Origin of the sequence: Paenibacillus sp. PsM32 (genome assembly GCF_030433815.1) — a bacterium.
Classification (GTDB): Bacteria; Bacillota; Bacilli; order Paenibacillales; family Paenibacillaceae; genus Saccharibacillus; species Saccharibacillus kyungheensis.
In genome coordinates, this window is record NZ_JARUWY010000009.1 from 163121 (window position 1) to 179213 (window position 16093).

Genomic DNA, 16093 nt, shown 5'->3' on the forward strand with positions numbered 1-16093 from the left:
ACGTATACAGGTATATAAGCACAAAAAAAGAGACCTGCACTCACGCAGGTCCATCATATATTCAAAAAGGGGGTCTTGAGAACATCATACCTGTTTTCTATTGGGATTGAGTTGCAACACTGTTGCAGTTGTATAACAAAATTTTACCCTTTATGTACAATCCGTTCCCGATTGACCAGTATAATCCCGCTTGCGACCAGAAGTAACGCAAGTGCTGCCCAGATCGATAACTTTTCATCTAACCATAGAGCAGACAATACAACGCCAAATAATGGTGTCAAAAATAGATACATCGATACTTTGCCTACTTTATTGTATTTCATCACTGTATTCCATAGTGCGAATGCTCCAGCAGACAGTACAACCAGATACAGAAGCATCCATACAGCCGCTAGATCCCATTGGAAAGGAAACGGATGCCCGGTTAAGGAACCGATAACAATCAAGCCTAGACCGCCCCAGAACATCTGACGACCAGTCAGACTTAGGATCGGCTCAATTCCTGCTTCACGCCTTGCCAACACATTACCCCATCCTCCAGTAAGTGCAGACAACAACATCAGCAGTTCACCCAGTCCAAAGCCAAAATGGACATTGCCTCCACTTTGACCAAACCCCATCACTGCAATTCCTGTAAACCCAAGCAGTAATCCTAACCATTTCCGCATCGATAATCGTTCCGTATTGTCGATCCAACGAATCGATAACATTTGAAAAAGGGACACAGAGCCTGCAATAATCGACATCGTCATCCCTGATCCCATCCCCAGTGCCGCATATACAAAAATGTATTGTAGCAATGTCTGGAACAGCGATAAATGAATTAACCGTTTAGCAGGAATATGAGGAATAGGTTGCCCTTTGGGATTTAATATTTTCGCTAATACCATTAATAACAATCCCGCTAATGTAAAGCGATACCCTGCAAATAACCATTGCGCAAAAATATCATGACTCTCTATCCCCAGATGAGCATAGCTTAACTTGATAAAAGGCAGTGCACTTCCCCACAAAATCGTAGCAATCAGTGAACTGCTCCATATACCAAGCGGACGGGTGAACCACTGTTGTCCATTCATGAAGAAGAAGCGCCTCCACTTCTGCCTTGACTATGACTATGTGAAGCTGCACGTTCTTTGCGCAACAAGTATTCGGTATGCGCGATAGAATAAATCATGATCCCCATCTCTTCCCAGTAGCTCTGAATCCCTGCATTGGAAGAAGGTTGTTGCGGACGCATGCCATTTTTCTCAAGTACCCGTTGAGACAGAGCATTGTCTGCATGACAACGACCTACAATATGAGATAAGCCCATCTCTTCAAAGCCAAATTCAACCATGCGACTGGATGCTTCGGCTGCATATCCTCTTCCCCAATGGCTACGGCACAGCGCAAACCCTATCTCTGCACGTGCTGCACGTTCGTCCCACCGTTGAAAAGAACATACGCCATATAATGTGCCCTCTTCTTTGGAAGTGATCGCAAAATGCATTGAACTCAGGCTACGAAAAGCTTCTTCCACTCTTCGACCTAGACGGTCTGGCTGTAAAGACTGATACTCTTTGCTTTCTTTGGCTCCGTACAAATATTTCATCACCTGTGGATCACTGGCACACTCCCACCAGATCTCCACATCTTGCGCAGTTAGACGGCGTAATTTGAGTCGGTCTGTATACAGATCAGGAAAGCCCTTTTTCAAATCCTGTTTACTCAACATCGCCATTCCTCCTCGGGTTAGTCTTGCTGCATGGCACGATACACACCGGTGCGCAATTCTTTAATATAGTAATCCAGTGCAGGAATATCTGCATCTCGGGCATCCTGTACCGCCTGCTCAATATCGTAAGGAACACGAACCAATTGTAATGAATAAGGAGAAATCACTTCAGATAAATAATCCCCCTCCAAAATCGCATACGATGCGGCTGGCATATCTAATGGATTCCCGACACTTCCTGTATTAAATAATAATCGACCTTCCAGATGTTGCATATATGCATTATGGATATCTCCGTAGCCAACGATATCTGGAATAAGCGATTCTTGTGTATCTGGATTAACGATCGGTGCAAACATCCCCATGCGGCGCTCTAGATCATCCCAAGGCTGTACACGATGAAAAACATTTTCCGGTGATGCATGGACTAAAGAGACCAATCGTCCACTTAATAAAAATTCATGGCGAAATGGTAATTCATCCAGAAATTTGACTCGCTCTGCTCCCAATTGCCGCGCTTGCCAGCCAAACAATTCATCATTTTCACTCATGCGGGCAACAAGTTCTTCCCAATTCCCACGAATAATGACTTCACAACGCAAAGCGACTTCATCGGTAATTTTGACCGCATCCGGCCCTTTACCAACCAGATCGCCCAGACAAAAAATACGTGTAATTCCTTTTCCATCTATATCTGCTAATACCGCCTGCCAAGCCGGATAATTTCCATGAATATCAGACACCAAAGCAATACGTTCCATTTCTTTTCCCCCCAGCATTTGGCTTCATAAATGCGACTTCTTCTAATCCTATTAAACATGATTTTTGCTCCGCAAAATATCTTTCCTTCCGCATTTGGCTTCATAAATGCGACTTCTTCTAATTCCATCAACCATGATTTTTGCCCCGCAAAATATCTTTCATCCAGCATTTGGCTTCACAAATACAACTTCTTCTACTGCTATTAACCCTCTGCTCGTCTAAGCGTAAATATCGTCAACTCCGGTCGACAGAGAAAGCGGATTGGCACTTGAGACGTTCCGATGCCACGATTAACATAGAGTGGAAGCTGACGCTGTGGCCCTGCTTGATACCAGCCCATAATATATTTACGCGAGCCACGAGGGGTAATCACTGCGCCAAACCATGGCAATCGAATCTGCCCGCCATGACTGTGACCTGACAATTGCAAATGAAAACCAAAATTAATCGGAATCTTATCCGCATAATCAGGTTCATGCATTAATAAAATACGACAAGCGTCTTTACCAATATCTGCTGTCGCTTTATTCACATTAGGCTTGCCGAGTAACTGATCATCCAGACCAATAATCGCAAGTGTTCCATCCGGTTGCTTGATCTGTACATTTTCATTTGTTAACATTTTGAATCCGCCTTGTTCTATCATAGTAGACACAGACAGAACATCTTGCAAATAATCATGATTCCCCAATACTGCAAATTTGCCTAACGGAGCAGACATTTTCTGAAGTGCGCCTACTCCTGCACGTAAAGGTGTTGGATCATCGTCTACCATATCTCCTGTAAAACAAATCATATCCGGTTTTTCCGCCATAATGATATCGGCTAACTTTTCCAGATCGGCTGCTTCTTTGCCCATACCTAGATGGACATCGCTAAATTGAATTAATTTCATCCCGTTTAGACTGGGTGGTAACTGAGGAAGCGGTAAATCGATGTAGACTTTGTCTAACCAATTTGGCTCTCCTAGCCACGTATATCCTGCTGTTCCCAATCCTAGAGAAGCGACTACGACTGTACTTCGCTTCAAAAATTGTCTACGGGTAATATCATATCTATGTTTAAAATAAAAAGGAATTCTTATCGGATTATAAAGTGTGTGTAAAGAGTCATAGGGATTCAGGCTAAAATTCCTCCTTTGGATTCGGCTGCCCGCAGGCGGTTGAACATATTATGCTTATTGTGCCGAATCCAACAGCTATCGTCAAATTTACGATAGTGACCTACTCATTTTACACTTTCGTTATTATTCCATTTTTTCGTTGAACTCGGTCACATTTTTACTCAAAATGCTTAGTGAATAGATATTTTGATTTACAAAAATCTTACTTTTATTGAACCTGATCGCGTTGTATTCAAAACGCTTAACGAACAGATATTTTGCTTTGCAAAAATCTTACTTTTATTGAACCTGATCGCGTTTTACTAAAACGCTTATGTAAATACGTATCTCTTAATGGGCGTATAAGAATGATCACGACCATTAAGAGATACTCCTCCCCATCTATTACGATTCTGATGGGACAAATTCGATGTTCCATGTTTGTTTTTCAGTGTCGGCAAATGCTTGAGCCAGACCGGATTGTTGAATATCTTTTTTATTTACTTTGCGATAGACCAATTCCAGTGTAAATGGAGCTTCAAACGGGAATGGAGACAGACTCACCCGATGCTCGTCTACCCATTTGGGCATAATTGCTTGATCGTTTGTAAAAGCGAATTTTTTCCCTACTTCAAATCCTTCTTTCCACCAATCCTGTTCATTTTCTTTGCTCACGCCAGGATTATTTAAGCATACATATAGTGATAGATCATCACATAATTCCAATACAGAACGATGAAATGCGAGCGCTTGTTCATTAGGTTTGACTTGCTCTTTGATACGTTCTTGACGTTCTTTTTCTTCTTTGACAAAAGCGATACAGAACGGATCTTCTTCCCCATAATGACTCACTAACGCCGCATAATGCAGACTGGCTAACATTCCACCATAGGGCGTCATATTTTCCAATTCTTTAATTCCATATCTGTAAAAGACTAATTTCGCCGGTTCTGGAAAATGCATAAATGAAAATGGAATTTGCTTCGCATCGTCCCATAGCGGAATCTCATCTAAAGGAATCCAGCCACGATCATGTTGCTCACAGCCGATCAGCACCTCATCCCAACGCTCTTTTTGTTCAATATACTGAGGATTCAAATGACGGGCAAATTCCCCTGACAATTTTGCGTGGTCATGCTGACGAATCATAATAAAAGCATCTTCATGCTCTCTCCAAATCATAACTATTCCCCTCTCTATATAAACGATGTCTACTTATTCCTATAAAATACTACTTCTACTTATTTATCCTTAACGATGGGTTTCCAACCAACCTGCCGCATAATCCACCAGTCCACGTTGCTGAATCAAAAGTGTTTTGGCTTTGGCTATATATCCCTGTGTAAATAAATGGGGACAATCCTGTTCAAAATCGGCTCCAATTTCATCAAAATCATCGGAATCAAAATTCAAATCTTTGAACTTCACCCACTGTTTCCCCTCATCCGTCATCATAGGAGCTTTCATAGTAATCTCTTTTTTGCCGTTCCATTCAGCAATATATTCTGCTAAATGAATCGATGTATTGGTATGATATGTCGTTCCTAGCATCATGACATATCCATTCGCATGATATAAATCTTGTAAAGGAGAATGACTACCTAATCCAAAATCCAGATCATGATCGCTCATCCATTCTTCTGCATGCTTACCCCATGCGGCAAACGATACTTGAGGATGGGCGCTACGATAGACTCCTTTTTGTTTACGGAACGTTTCAGCGATAACGCCCATACCTGTCGTCACTGTAAAATCAGGATCATATGGCGGCATACTTTCACGTATCAGATTCCACCAACGTTGTTCAGCAGGTGGATACATCCATCCTTTTGGATCGGTTAATTGTGATGTTTGAGTAGGCATAATCAATGTGCCTGACTCCCCTAATACTGCTTCCAAAGCCAGGATAACGGTTTCAGCACTTCCCGGAATCCATCCTCCCAGACTTTTGAGCGAAGAATGTACTAGAATATTCATCCCTTCTGTAATGCCTAATGCTTTGAATTCTTCTACTAATTGATCATAACTTATCGGTCTTTCACTGATCACGCACATCACTCCTATCTACCACCGGTTCAAGATAAAAGGCGGGTTTCCGCTTTTACACGGAACCCGCCTGATCAGTGGCTTACTATCAACCCGGTATGATCGTATATACGACTATACCATTATACACCCAACCACCGTTTGAACATATGCTTGGATGTTTCTTTGTTCATTTCTGCAATCGAAGTTGTCAATGGAATACCTTTTGGACAAGAGCGTACACAGTTCTGCGAGTTACCGCATCCCTCGATACCACCCGGCTCCATCAATGCATCCAGACGATCTTCTTTATTCATCTCACCGGTTGGATGAGCATTGAACAGACGAACCTGAGACAACGCCGCAGGGCCGATAAAGTCTGTTTTGTCATTCACATTCGGGCAAGCTTCCAGACATACACCACAAGTCATACATTTCGACAATTCATAAGCCCATTGACGTTTTTTCTCTGGCATACGCGGACCTGCGCCCAGATCATACGTACCATCAATCGGAATCCATGCTTTTACTTTTTTCAGTGCACCGAACATACGGCTACGATCAATAACAAGATCGCGTACTACTGGAAAAGTTTTCATTGGAGCAATATGAACCGGTTGTTCTAATTTATCAACCAGTGCAGAACACGCTTGACGTGGCTTGCCATTGATTACCATAGAGCAAGCTCCACATACTTCTTCCAAACAGTTGGATTCCCAGCAGACAGGTGCTGTTGCTTTACCTGTGTTGTCGACAGGGTTACGTTGAATCTCCATCAGCGCACTGATCACATTCATCCCTGGACGATAAGGTAATTCAAATTCTTCTGTATATGATGGGCTATCCGGCTTATCCTGACGGGTAATAATAAACTTGACGTTTTTTTTGGCCGTTACATTAGCTGGGTTACTCTGTGTTGAGGTTTCCGCCATTTCTAATGCCCCCTTAAATTAATCACTTCACTGAGATAGGTGTCATGTGTCTTAATCTTTGGAATAATCACGTATACGCGGTGGAATCAGAGATACATCCACATCTTCATATGAAATCTGTGGACCATCTGGTGTCCAAGTTGCTTTGGTCGTTTTGAGGAAATCTTCATCATTACGTGTTGGGAATTCAGGCTTATAGTGAGCTCCACGACTCTCATCACGCATTAATGCTCCAAGTGTCATCGCTTCAGACAATTCAAGCATATTCCACAATTGACGCGTAAAAGCTACGCTAGGATTATTCCAACTGGATGAATCATTCATATTGATTTTCGTATAACGTTGTTTTAGCTCTTTGATCTTATTGATCGTTGCTTGCAACTTATCGTTATAACGAACTACCGTCATGTTGTCAGTCATCCACTCACCTAATTCTTTATGCAAAACATACGCATTTTCATTGCCTTGCATATTCATTAGGTTCGTATATTTATCTTCCTGCTGTTTACGAATTTGATCGTACATCGTTGTCGGCATATCCGCAGCAGATTTTTTCAATCCTTTAATATATTCAACTGCTTTTGGACCTGCAACCATACCACCATAGATCGCTGATACTAATGAGTTAGCACCCAGACGATTTGCTCCATGATATTGGTACTCACATTCACCAGCAGCGAACAGACCAGGAATATTAGTCATCTGATTATAATCTACCCACATACCGCCCATTGAATAATGAACCGCAGGGAAAATTTTCATCGGAATCTTACGTGGATCATCACCCATGAATTTTTCATAGATTTCGATAATACCACCTAATTTAACATCCAGTTCTTTTGGATCTTTATGTGATAGATCCAGATAAACCATGTTTTCACCGTTGATCCCTAATTTTTCATCTACACACACTTGGAAAATTTCGCGTGTTGCAATATCGCGGGGAACGAGATTACCATAAGATGGATATTTTTCTTCAAGGAAATACCAAGGTTTACCATCTTTATACGTCCAGATACGTCCACCTTCACCACGTGCAGATTCAGACATCAGACGCAACTTGTCATCGCCTGGAATCGCTGTCGGGTGAATTTGAATAAATTCTCCGTTCGCATAATGTACACCTTGTTGATATACAGCACTTGCTGCTGTTCCTGTATTGATCACCGAGTTGGTTGTTTTACCAAAAATAATACCAGGGCCACCTGTTGCCAAAATTACAGCATCTGCGGCGAACGTAACCACTTCCATATTGCGAAGATCCTGTGCACAAATTCCACGACATGCACCTTCATCATCCAATACAGCAGAAAGAAATTCCCAGTTTTCATGTTTAGTTACAAGGCCCGCTGTTTCCCAGCGACGTACTTGCTCATCCAGTGCATACAACAATTGTTGACCTGTTGTTGCTCCTGCATAAGCGGTACGGTGAAACTTCGTTCCACCAAAACGGCGGAAATCAAGCAATCCTTCTGGTGTACGGTTAAACATAACGCCCATACGGTCCATCAAGTGAATAATACCAGGTGCTGCTTCACACATTGCTTTAACTGGTGGCTGATTCGCTAAAAAGTCACCGCCATACACAGTATCATCAAAATGCACCCATGGTGAATCTCCTTCACCTTTTGTATTTACAGCTCCATTGATCCCGCCCTGCGCACATACGGAATGTGAACGTTTGACCGGTACCAATGAAAATAAATGTACATGAACGCCTGCTTCTGCTGCTTTGACTGTAGACATCAAGCCCGCTAGCCCGCCGCCCACGACAATAATATTGGATGTTGCCATAACGATTTACCCTCCCCTTAGCCTACTGATCCTTATAGCTCTTCTATCTTCAACGAACAGCAGAACGGTTCACCTGCCACCGTTCATCACGTTACATCTGTTCGACTATGAGCTGAGTGAAGCAAATATAAGGTATTACGGTATATCTATTGTGCTGTGCACTAATATGACTTCATGTTTATGCTACGAAATGACGAATCGCTTGCAATGCAACCGTTGGGTCTTCGAATTCCATATTGCGGAAAGCGACAAGAGACAAAATAAACATAATAGATACAATCACAAAAAGTGTCATACATACGTATGAAGATACACGTTGTGCTCTTGGACCTACTGTAATTCCCCAGCTTACTAGGAAAGACCATAGACCATTTGCAAAGTGGAACGAAGCTGCCAATACACCAATAGTGTAAAGTACGAAGGTTACTGGATTGGTCACGATATTGTACATAACTCCGCCTAATTGCTCATGAGTTACATTACCGAGAGCAACCTGGAAACGAGTCTCAAATACATGCCATACAATATACACGAACGTGATTACACCAGTAATCCGTTGAAGTGTATAGCGCCAGTTACGTTCATAACCGTAATTAGCATTGTTTGGCTTCGCTTGATAAGCGATATACAGACCGTAGACTCCATGATAAATCAGTGGTAAAAAGATGAATAAACTTTCCAAAACCAGCACAAGTGGCAGGTTATTCAAAAATGCCACACTTTTATCGAAGGATTCTTTTCCGCCTTCGTATGCAGAAAAGTTGGTAATCATATGCTCAATAAAAAAAGCTCCGAGCGGAATGACCCCTAATAATGAGTGTAACCTTCTGGCGTAAAACCCTTTCATGAATGACGTTCCCCTTTCATAATAAGAGCGTTTTCATAGTGACAGTCATTAGTTAATGCTGTCCCGGACGTGGATTAACGAGAGATGTTCGGACCTTCGTCAATCTCCGCGTAGGAAGTCCCCATCTTCCGTAGCTTTACAATCTGTTCACAATGCTCAAATCCTGTGAACAAGTTGTGTCACTTTTTATGTTACTCTACTTTGACTTATAATGGAATTGCAATATAATTATTAATTGTTATAACTAAAACGCATAAGAGGAAAGGATAAATTCCAGATGCTTGAAGATATTGATATATTTGCAGTCGTTGTAGAACAATCCAGTCTCAATCAAGCTTCTAAATTATTAAATTTATCTCAGCCTGCGCTGTCTCGTAAAATCTCTAAATTAGAAGAAAATCTAGGTGTCTCCCTTTTTAATCGTAATGGTAAACGACTGGAATTAACGTCGATTGGACGGCTTACGTATACATTCGCTTTAGAACAACGCCAGCAGAACCTTAAGTTCCTGCAAAGCCTTAATCGCTATAAGTCTGAGGATCAGACAACAGTGACCTTTGGAGCCAGTCTGACGACCTTACAGACGACATTGCCTCCACTGGTGAGTAGCTTCACACGTAAACATCCTTATGCAGAGCTCAAATTGATCACCGGAAAAACGCATGAAATCGTCAATGCGGTACGTGATAAAAAGGTAGATGTAGGTATAGTCGCTTCAGCTATCCATGAATCCGGTCTGATTTGTGTACCTTTATTTGACGATCATCTTGAATTGGTAGTACCGGGCAATCATCTACTAGCAGATAAAAAAGATATTACAATGCAAGACTTGCAAGGTTTGGCTATGATTATTTTCTCAAAAGGTACATGGTATCGTAAATTAATAGATGATGTATTTCATCGTTATACCGTCATGCCCGATTTGCGAATGGAGATCGATTCATTTGAAGCGATTGTTCGTCTGTTACCGATCTGTATGGCTGCTGCGTTATTACCCAAATCTTATGTAGGCGAACAGTTATTGTCAGGCAATGAACTGGTTTCTCTTCATATTCCAGAACTGGAACAGACCCGCCGTACAACATGTCTTCTGTATAGTGAAAGTTCTGATCTAGGTTCAGCAGCCAGACAATGGATTATTGATACCAAAGAACAATTTGAAACGATGAATGATTCGATACGCTTAGATGAATAAACCTACTGATTTTAACCAATCATAATTTTGCCTTCAGGATAACGATACAGTTCTTTGCCTTGTTTTGGAGCAAGTGCGTAGACCAGCGTAATCATGCCTACTCGTCCGGCAAACATCAACAAACAAATCACTAATTTACCGGGTGTGCTTAGATTAGGTGTGAGTCCAAGTGACAATCCAACTGTTCCAAATGCAGAAGTGGCTTCAAATAACACATTTATAAATCCAGTCGCTTCTGTCATTGTCAGAATCATTGTCGCTACAATAACTAATGATAAAGAAAAGACCGTAATCGTTAACGCTTTATAAATCCGATCTTTGTTGATCCGAAAATAAAATAGAACCACATCTTCTTTTCCTTTTACCATACTAATCACAGCTCCAATAATGAGCAAAATGGTCGTAGTTTTTACTCCACCTGCTGTCGAACCCGGTGAACCTCCAATAAACATCAGAATAATCGTTAACAATAAAGTCGCTTGTCTTAACTGTGTTAAATCCAATGTGTTAGCTCCTGCTGTTCTGGTGGTAACCGATTGAAATAACGATCCCCAGAACTTACCGTCCCAGCTCAAGCTACCAATCGTTCTTATATTCGTAAATTCAAATGCAAAAACGAGTATAAAACCTCCAACAAGTAAAATCGAAGTCATCCATAATACGGCTTTGGAATGAAGAGATAGTTTACGTTTTTTGCGATATTCTATCAAATCAGACAATACAACAAACCCCAACCCGCCCAATATGATCAAAGCCATCGATATCAGATTAATTGCTGGATCAGATACATAGCGGGTAAAGCTACTATAATGACCGAACAAATCAAATCCGGCATTATTGAATAAAGATACCGCATGAAACACACCATAATACATCGCTTGTACTAACGGGAAATCTGCCATTAAACGTAGCGTAAATAAGCAAGCAGCAATCAATTCAATCGCAAATGAATAATAAATTACTTTTTTGATTAAGCGAACGATCCCTTCCATATCGCCTTGATTCATCGCTTCTTGCAAAACCAGACGTTCTCGTAAAGAAATACGTCTTCGAAAAACGAGTGCAAATAATGTAGCCACTGTCATAAATCCAAGTCCGCCGATCTGAATGAGACACATAATCACGACCTGACCAAAAGTTGAGAAAAACGTTCCTGTATCTACAACCACTAACCCTGTCACACAAGTAGCGGAAGTGGCTGTAAAAAAAGCATTCAAAAAGCTTAATCCTTCTCCACTTCGATGAGCAACAGGTAACATCAATAATAACGTTCCTATTAAAATACAGACTGCATAACCGATAGCAAGAATACGAGGTGGAGTCCACACTTTTATTTCAAAACCATTTTTCAAAATCGATTCAACCTCTCTATTCTTGAAATAATACGTATTCAAATGGTCTAACTGCTTCTGATTATAGTTCCTCTGAGCAGAGACTGCTATAGCGTTTTGCAATCAAAAAAAGATTGCGTTACACTAACATTCAGTAGTATGCATATGCCACAGCTTAAGTAAAAACGATTTTTGTATCACAAAATATCTATCCCTCTACTAAATAGGTATTTTTAAAATTGAAGGAGGATGTTCATGAACCCCACCGGACAACCCGTCCAGCTCAAACCGAATTACAAAATTCTTGGTGTGCTTGCTGCTGTCGGATTGGTATTATTTTTAATTTTACAAGTATTCCCTTCTACAGCTTCAGACACATTAGAAGTTCAACAAGTAAATGTGATTAGTCAGGAAAAAGCAATCGACAGTGCCAAAGCTTTTGCCAATGATACTTTGGTATTACCGGACCTGCCTGCTCCTTCAGTAACGTATCATACAAATGCTGAATTAAGCGGTTATGTAGCCAAAGAGAAATTAACACAGACGTATATGCAAAAGTTAGAAAAAGTAGCTCCTTATGATGTGTTTCGTGTTCATTATCCAGATGTAGGTACCGGGGATGCACTCGATATTGATGTACATATGAATACCGGTAAAGTGGTTGCTTTTTCTATGTATGATAACAAGACAGGAGCATCACAGCCATTTAGTCTTGATCCTACAGCTACAACTGAAAAAGACGAATCAGTTACACTGGCTGAAAAGCAAGAACAAGCACAACCTATTTTAAAAGCAATGGGATTTGATGTAGGACAATTAAATCTACAGACCAAAGGGAATCAACAAGATTTGCTATACACTACCAAAGACGGAAAATTAGGCGATAGTCAGTTACAACTCAAGTTTACGTATGAGTATGGACAAATTCGTTCCTTCCAGCCGGTACTGACTCCACCGGATACGTACACAGCTTATGTCAAAGAACAGACAACATTAGCTGGTTGGTTAACCGCACTCGGTTATGGACTGTTTACGCTTGTACTTGGTGTATTGGCTATCGTATTCGGTTCACTAAAACGTAGACATACTTCATTCAAACGAGGTATTGTGCTCAGTATTATCTATTGCGCTATTTCAGTATTCAGTGTGCTCAATATGTGGCCTATTCTGGTCGATATTACACTCGGTGAATCGAACAAAATTGTTTCTTATGTCATTATTGGTCTTCAATTGATGTTAAATGTATTGATGGCGATTTTACTCTACTTCTCCTTTGTCGGTGGAGATGGATTATGGAGAGAACGCGGAATCAATATCTGGCCACGTTCAAAAGAAATCGGTTATGGCAAATATGTATTGCATAGTGTTGCTGTAGGTTACTTGTATGCTCTCATTTTGTTAGGAGTACAGTCGATCATTTATTTAATTTTGGAAAATGCACTTGGTGTGTACTCTGCTACAGATGATACCAGCTCGCCTTATAATATGATCTATCCAGCACTATTCCCGTTATTAGCATGGATGGCAGGGATTGGAGAAGAAGCGGTCTATCGTCTATTCGGTATTGCGATGCTGAAAAAAATAGTACGTAATACTTTTGTAGCTTGTTTTATTACTACAATGATCTGGGCGCTTGGACATACGTTGTATCCGATCTATCCTGTATATTCCCGTCCGATTGAATTGTTATTTATCGGTTTGTTATTCAGCTTTATCTTTTTACGTTACGGCTTTATCGCGGCTGTATTCGCACATGTTATTTTCGATAGTATTTTAATGTCACTCAGTCTTATCAGTATGGGTGGAATAGTGAATATCTTGCTTGGTGTATTCTATATTGCTTTACCAGCCATTGTAGCTGTAGTGATCTATACTTTTACCAAAAACAAAGGGGTCGAAAATGCATATCCACCTTATGTACCTCCTGCACCGATCCCGCAAGCTTATTATGATCCAGCACAAGGACAACAACAGTATCCAGATCATCCGCAACAATTTCAACAATATACAAGTCCAGTTCCACCGTCTGAACATGAGAATAAACCAAAAGAGTAGCCATTACGGCTACTCTTTTTTTGTATCTCTTTTAGATTATAATTCATAGACTATCATCATAAGGTGTTAGATTGATCGAATCGTTAACTACCAAAAAGGATTGATGCGCTTTACGTTATATTGATTGTATTTGTGCATTTATTCTTCTTTGAGAGCTTCCAGAATCTGCTTCGCTAATTTATCGCCAATACCTAACTGACGGAAATCGTCTACACTGGCTTCTCTAATTTTTTTGAGTGAACCAAAATGTTTGAGTAGTAACTTGCGACGTTTATCTCCGATCCCTGGAATACTATCCAATTGCGATGTAATCATCGATTTACCACGTTGTTCCCGGTGGAACGTAATTGCAAAGCGATGGACTTCATCCTGAATCCGTTGCAACAGATAAAATTCCTGACTATCACGCGCTAAGTTTACCGGTTCTGCTGGATCACCGACCATCAATTGAGAAGTACGGTGCTTGGAATCTTTGACTAATCCACAGACAGGTATAAACAAACCTAATTCATTTTCCAATACATCGGTTGCCGCAGAAATCTGTCCTTTACCACCATCGACTACAATCAGATCAGGCATCGGTAAATTTTCTTTAACTACACGTTCATATCGACGACGAATCACTTCGCGCATAGTACCATAATCATCTGAACCTTCGACCGTACGGACTTTGTATTTACGATACTCTTTACGAGCTGGCTTACCATCAATAAATACAACCATCGCCGATACAGGATTGGTTCCTTGAATATTAGAGTTATCAAACGCTTCAATTCGTTCAAGGCTTTCTAGTCCAATCGCTTGTCCTAGATTACCTGCTGCTTTGGAAGTACGTTCTTCATCACGTTCAATTAGACGGAATTTCTCATCCAATGATACTCTAGCATTATCCTGCGCCATCGTTGTCATTTGCTTTTTCAATCCACGACGAGGAATAAGAACTTTCACGCCTAACCATTGCTGTAGTGCGGCTGCACTGCTTGAAGGATCAGCTTGTTCGTTATTCTCCGCTTGTCCAACTGACTCGTTAGCACCTTCTACTACAGACGCATTAGCGGCTTCTGCTTGCTGGATAGACTGTTCTGTTGTCTGCACTGCATAAGCTGTTCCTTCTTCTGCTACACGATCGCTCACCACTTCTGCATCGACTTGTTCACGATCGCTACTATCCAACCCTGCTGCTTCAGCATGATCGATAGCTTGATCATTAACGTCAGTCGGTTCATCTGCAATCATTTCTTCGACAGGCAACATAATTTCCTGAGGCATTGCTGGATTTTCACTATAATACTGCGTCACATAAGACATAAAGTCGTTATAAGGCTCTCCGTAAAAAGGAAACACCGAAGCATGACGTTCAATCATTTTACCTTGACGCATATATAGAATCTGTACACACATCCAGCCTTTATCAACAGCAAATCCAAATACATCACGATCTTTCGCATCTGCCATCGTGATTTTTTGTTTTTCCATCAAGGCATCGATATTGATAATTTGATCCCGTAATTCTTTGGCACGTTCAAAATACAGATCTTCTGCGGCTTCTTCCATTTTGCGTTGCAAGTCTTTTTTGATCTCTTCATGACCGCCACTCAAAAACTTGCTGATTTCTTGCTTAATTTCATCATATGATTGTTGAGGCACTTCAAATTCACAAGGTGCAAGACATTGTCCCATATGATAATACAAGCAGACTTCTTTAGGCATGACTTTACATTTACGCAATGGATACATACGATCCAACAATTTTTTGGTTTGTTGAGCAGCAAAAGCATTCGGATAAGGGCCAAAGTACTTGGCTTTATCTTTAAGAATACGTCGCGTCACTTCCAGACGTGGATGTGGCTCATTGGTGATTTTGATATATGGAAAAGTTTTATCATCTTTGAGCAATACATTATATTTAGGCTGATGCGTTTTGATCAGATTACATTCCAAAATAAGAGCTTCCATATTACTTGCAGTCACAATATATTCAAAATCACGAATATCTGCAACCAGACGTTGCGTTTTACCATCGTGACTCCCTGTAAAATAAGAGCGAACCCGGTTTTTGAGCACTTTCGCTTTACCTACATAAATAATCGTACCTTCACGATTTTTCATTAAATAACAACCAGATAAATCCGGTAACAAGGCGAGTTTGTTGCGAATATTGTTCATGGCTTGTTCTTGTTCTTGAATAAGATCCATATGAGAGTCCATAAATCTCTCCTTTCCAACGATATAGTACTTTTAATGCCAAATACTTTGTACCCTAATTATACAATTAAAAAACCCCCGGTGCATGACCGGAGGTTTTACATAAGCTAGTCGTATACACTCACTTA

At 40.8% G+C, this 16093-nt stretch carries 13 protein-coding genes; 2 read left to right on the plus strand and 11 right to left on the minus strand.

The genetic code is table 11. The features are described 5' to 3' along the window. Window positions 1-143: 143 nt before the first annotated feature. From QCD85_RS17255 to QCD85_RS17295, 9 genes are all read right to left on the minus strand, one after another. Entirely contained in the window at window positions 144-1079 is a 936-nt protein-coding gene (locus QCD85_RS17255) for a DMT family transporter (RefSeq protein ID WP_301263344.1), read from the minus strand. Continuing rightward, entirely contained in the window at window positions 1076-1717 is a 642-nt protein-coding gene (locus QCD85_RS17260; protein WP_273613477.1) for a GNAT family N-acetyltransferase, read from the minus strand. The genes QCD85_RS17255 and QCD85_RS17260 overlap by 4 nt, the downstream gene beginning before the upstream one ends. 17 nt (window positions 1718-1734) lie before the next feature. Then, the gene (locus tag QCD85_RS17265) at window positions 1735-2478 is read right to left on the minus strand and encodes a metallophosphoesterase family protein (protein WP_301263345.1); all 744 of its coding nucleotides are present in this window, start codon (window positions 2476-2478) and stop codon (window positions 1735-1737) included. Window positions 2479-2681: 203 nt separating this feature from the next. Next, window positions 2682-3623, minus strand: coding sequence for a metallophosphoesterase (locus QCD85_RS17270; protein WP_367317657.1), 942 nt, complete (start codon window positions 3621-3623; stop codon window positions 2682-2684). A 363-nt stretch (window positions 3624-3986) separates the two neighbouring features. Then, the gene (locus QCD85_RS17275; protein WP_301263347.1) at window positions 3987-4763 is read right to left on the minus strand and encodes a DUF3891 family protein; all 777 of its coding nucleotides are present in this window, start codon (window positions 4761-4763) and stop codon (window positions 3987-3989) included. 69 nt (window positions 4764-4832) lie between these two features. Further along, complete coding sequence (locus tag QCD85_RS17280; protein ID WP_397382123.1) at window positions 4833-5630, minus strand: aminoglycoside N(3)-acetyltransferase; 798 nt, start codon at window positions 5628-5630, stop codon at window positions 4833-4835. A gap of 119 nt (window positions 5631-5749) precedes the next feature. Beyond that, window positions 5750-6538, minus strand: a complete 789-nt coding sequence (gene sdhB, locus QCD85_RS17285) for a succinate dehydrogenase iron-sulfur subunit (protein WP_273613482.1) — start codon at window positions 6536-6538, stop codon at window positions 5750-5752. Between the two features lie 51 nt (window positions 6539-6589). Beyond that, a complete protein-coding gene (gene sdhA / locus QCD85_RS17290) occupies window positions 6590-8332 on the minus strand; it encodes a succinate dehydrogenase flavoprotein subunit (protein WP_204826799.1) in 1743 nt (580 codons plus the stop codon). A 178-nt stretch (window positions 8333-8510) separates the two neighbouring features. Further along, complete coding sequence (locus QCD85_RS17295) at window positions 8511-9179, minus strand: succinate dehydrogenase cytochrome b558 subunit (protein ID WP_204826800.1); 669 nt, start codon at window positions 9177-9179, stop codon at window positions 8511-8513. Between the two features lie 277 nt (window positions 9180-9456). Here QCD85_RS17295 and QCD85_RS17300 point away from each other — a divergent pair, with 277 nt between their 5' ends. Beyond that, entirely contained in the window at window positions 9457-10374 is a 918-nt protein-coding gene (locus QCD85_RS17300; protein WP_273613483.1) for a LysR family transcriptional regulator, read from the plus strand. Window positions 10375-10385: 11 nt separating this feature from the next. Here QCD85_RS17300 and QCD85_RS17305 read toward each other — a convergent pair whose 3' ends face one another. Further along, entirely contained in the window at window positions 10386-11726 is a 1341-nt protein-coding gene (locus QCD85_RS17305; protein WP_441005630.1) for a TrkH family potassium uptake protein, read from the minus strand. 234 nt (window positions 11727-11960) lie between these two features. Here QCD85_RS17305 and QCD85_RS17310 point away from each other — a divergent pair, with 234 nt between their 5' ends. After that, window positions 11961-13760, plus strand: a complete 1800-nt coding sequence (locus tag QCD85_RS17310) for a CPBP family glutamic-type intramembrane protease (RefSeq protein ID WP_301263348.1) — start codon at window positions 11961-11963, stop codon at window positions 13758-13760. 138 nt (window positions 13761-13898) lie between these two features. On the opposite strand, the gene uvrC is transcribed toward QCD85_RS17310, so the two are convergent. Next, window positions 13899-15968 (minus strand): excinuclease ABC subunit UvrC, encoded by a 2070-nt coding sequence (uvrC, locus tag QCD85_RS17315; protein WP_301263349.1) that lies wholly within the window; start codon window positions 15966-15968, stop codon window positions 13899-13901. Between the last annotated feature and the right edge of the window lie 125 nt (window positions 15969-16093).

Coding starts and splice junctions, on each gene's coding strand:
- sdhA (WP_204826799.1), bottom strand. CDS start 8,332: ATGGCAACATCCAATATTATTGTCGTGGGCGGCGGGCTAGCGGGCTTG.
- QCD85_RS17310 (WP_301263348.1), top strand. CDS start 11,961: ATGAACCCCACCGGACAACCCGTCCAGCTCAAACCGAATTACAAAATT.
- sdhB (WP_273613482.1), bottom strand. CDS start 6,538: ATGGCGGAAACCTCAACACAGAGTAACCCAGCTAATGTAACGGCCAAA.
- QCD85_RS17255 (WP_301263344.1), bottom strand. CDS start 1,079: ATGAATGGACAACAGTGGTTCACCCGTCCGCTTGGTATATGGAGCAGT.
- uvrC (WP_301263349.1), bottom strand. CDS start 15,968: ATGGACTCTCATATGGATCTTATTCAAGAACAAGAACAAGCCATGAAC.
- QCD85_RS17260 (WP_273613477.1), bottom strand. CDS start 1,717: ATGTTGAGTAAACAGGATTTGAAAAAGGGCTTTCCTGATCTGTATACA.
- QCD85_RS17300 (WP_273613483.1), top strand. CDS start 9,457: ATGCTTGAAGATATTGATATATTTGCAGTCGTTGTAGAACAATCCAGT.
- QCD85_RS17265 (WP_301263345.1), bottom strand. CDS start 2,478: ATGGAACGTATTGCTTTGGTGTCTGATATTCATGGAAATTATCCGGCT.
- QCD85_RS17295 (WP_204826800.1), bottom strand. CDS start 9,179: ATGAAAGGGTTTTACGCCAGAAGGTTACACTCATTATTAGGGGTCATT.
- QCD85_RS17275 (WP_301263347.1), bottom strand. CDS start 4,763: ATGATTTGGAGAGAGCATGAAGATGCTTTTATTATGATTCGTCAGCAT.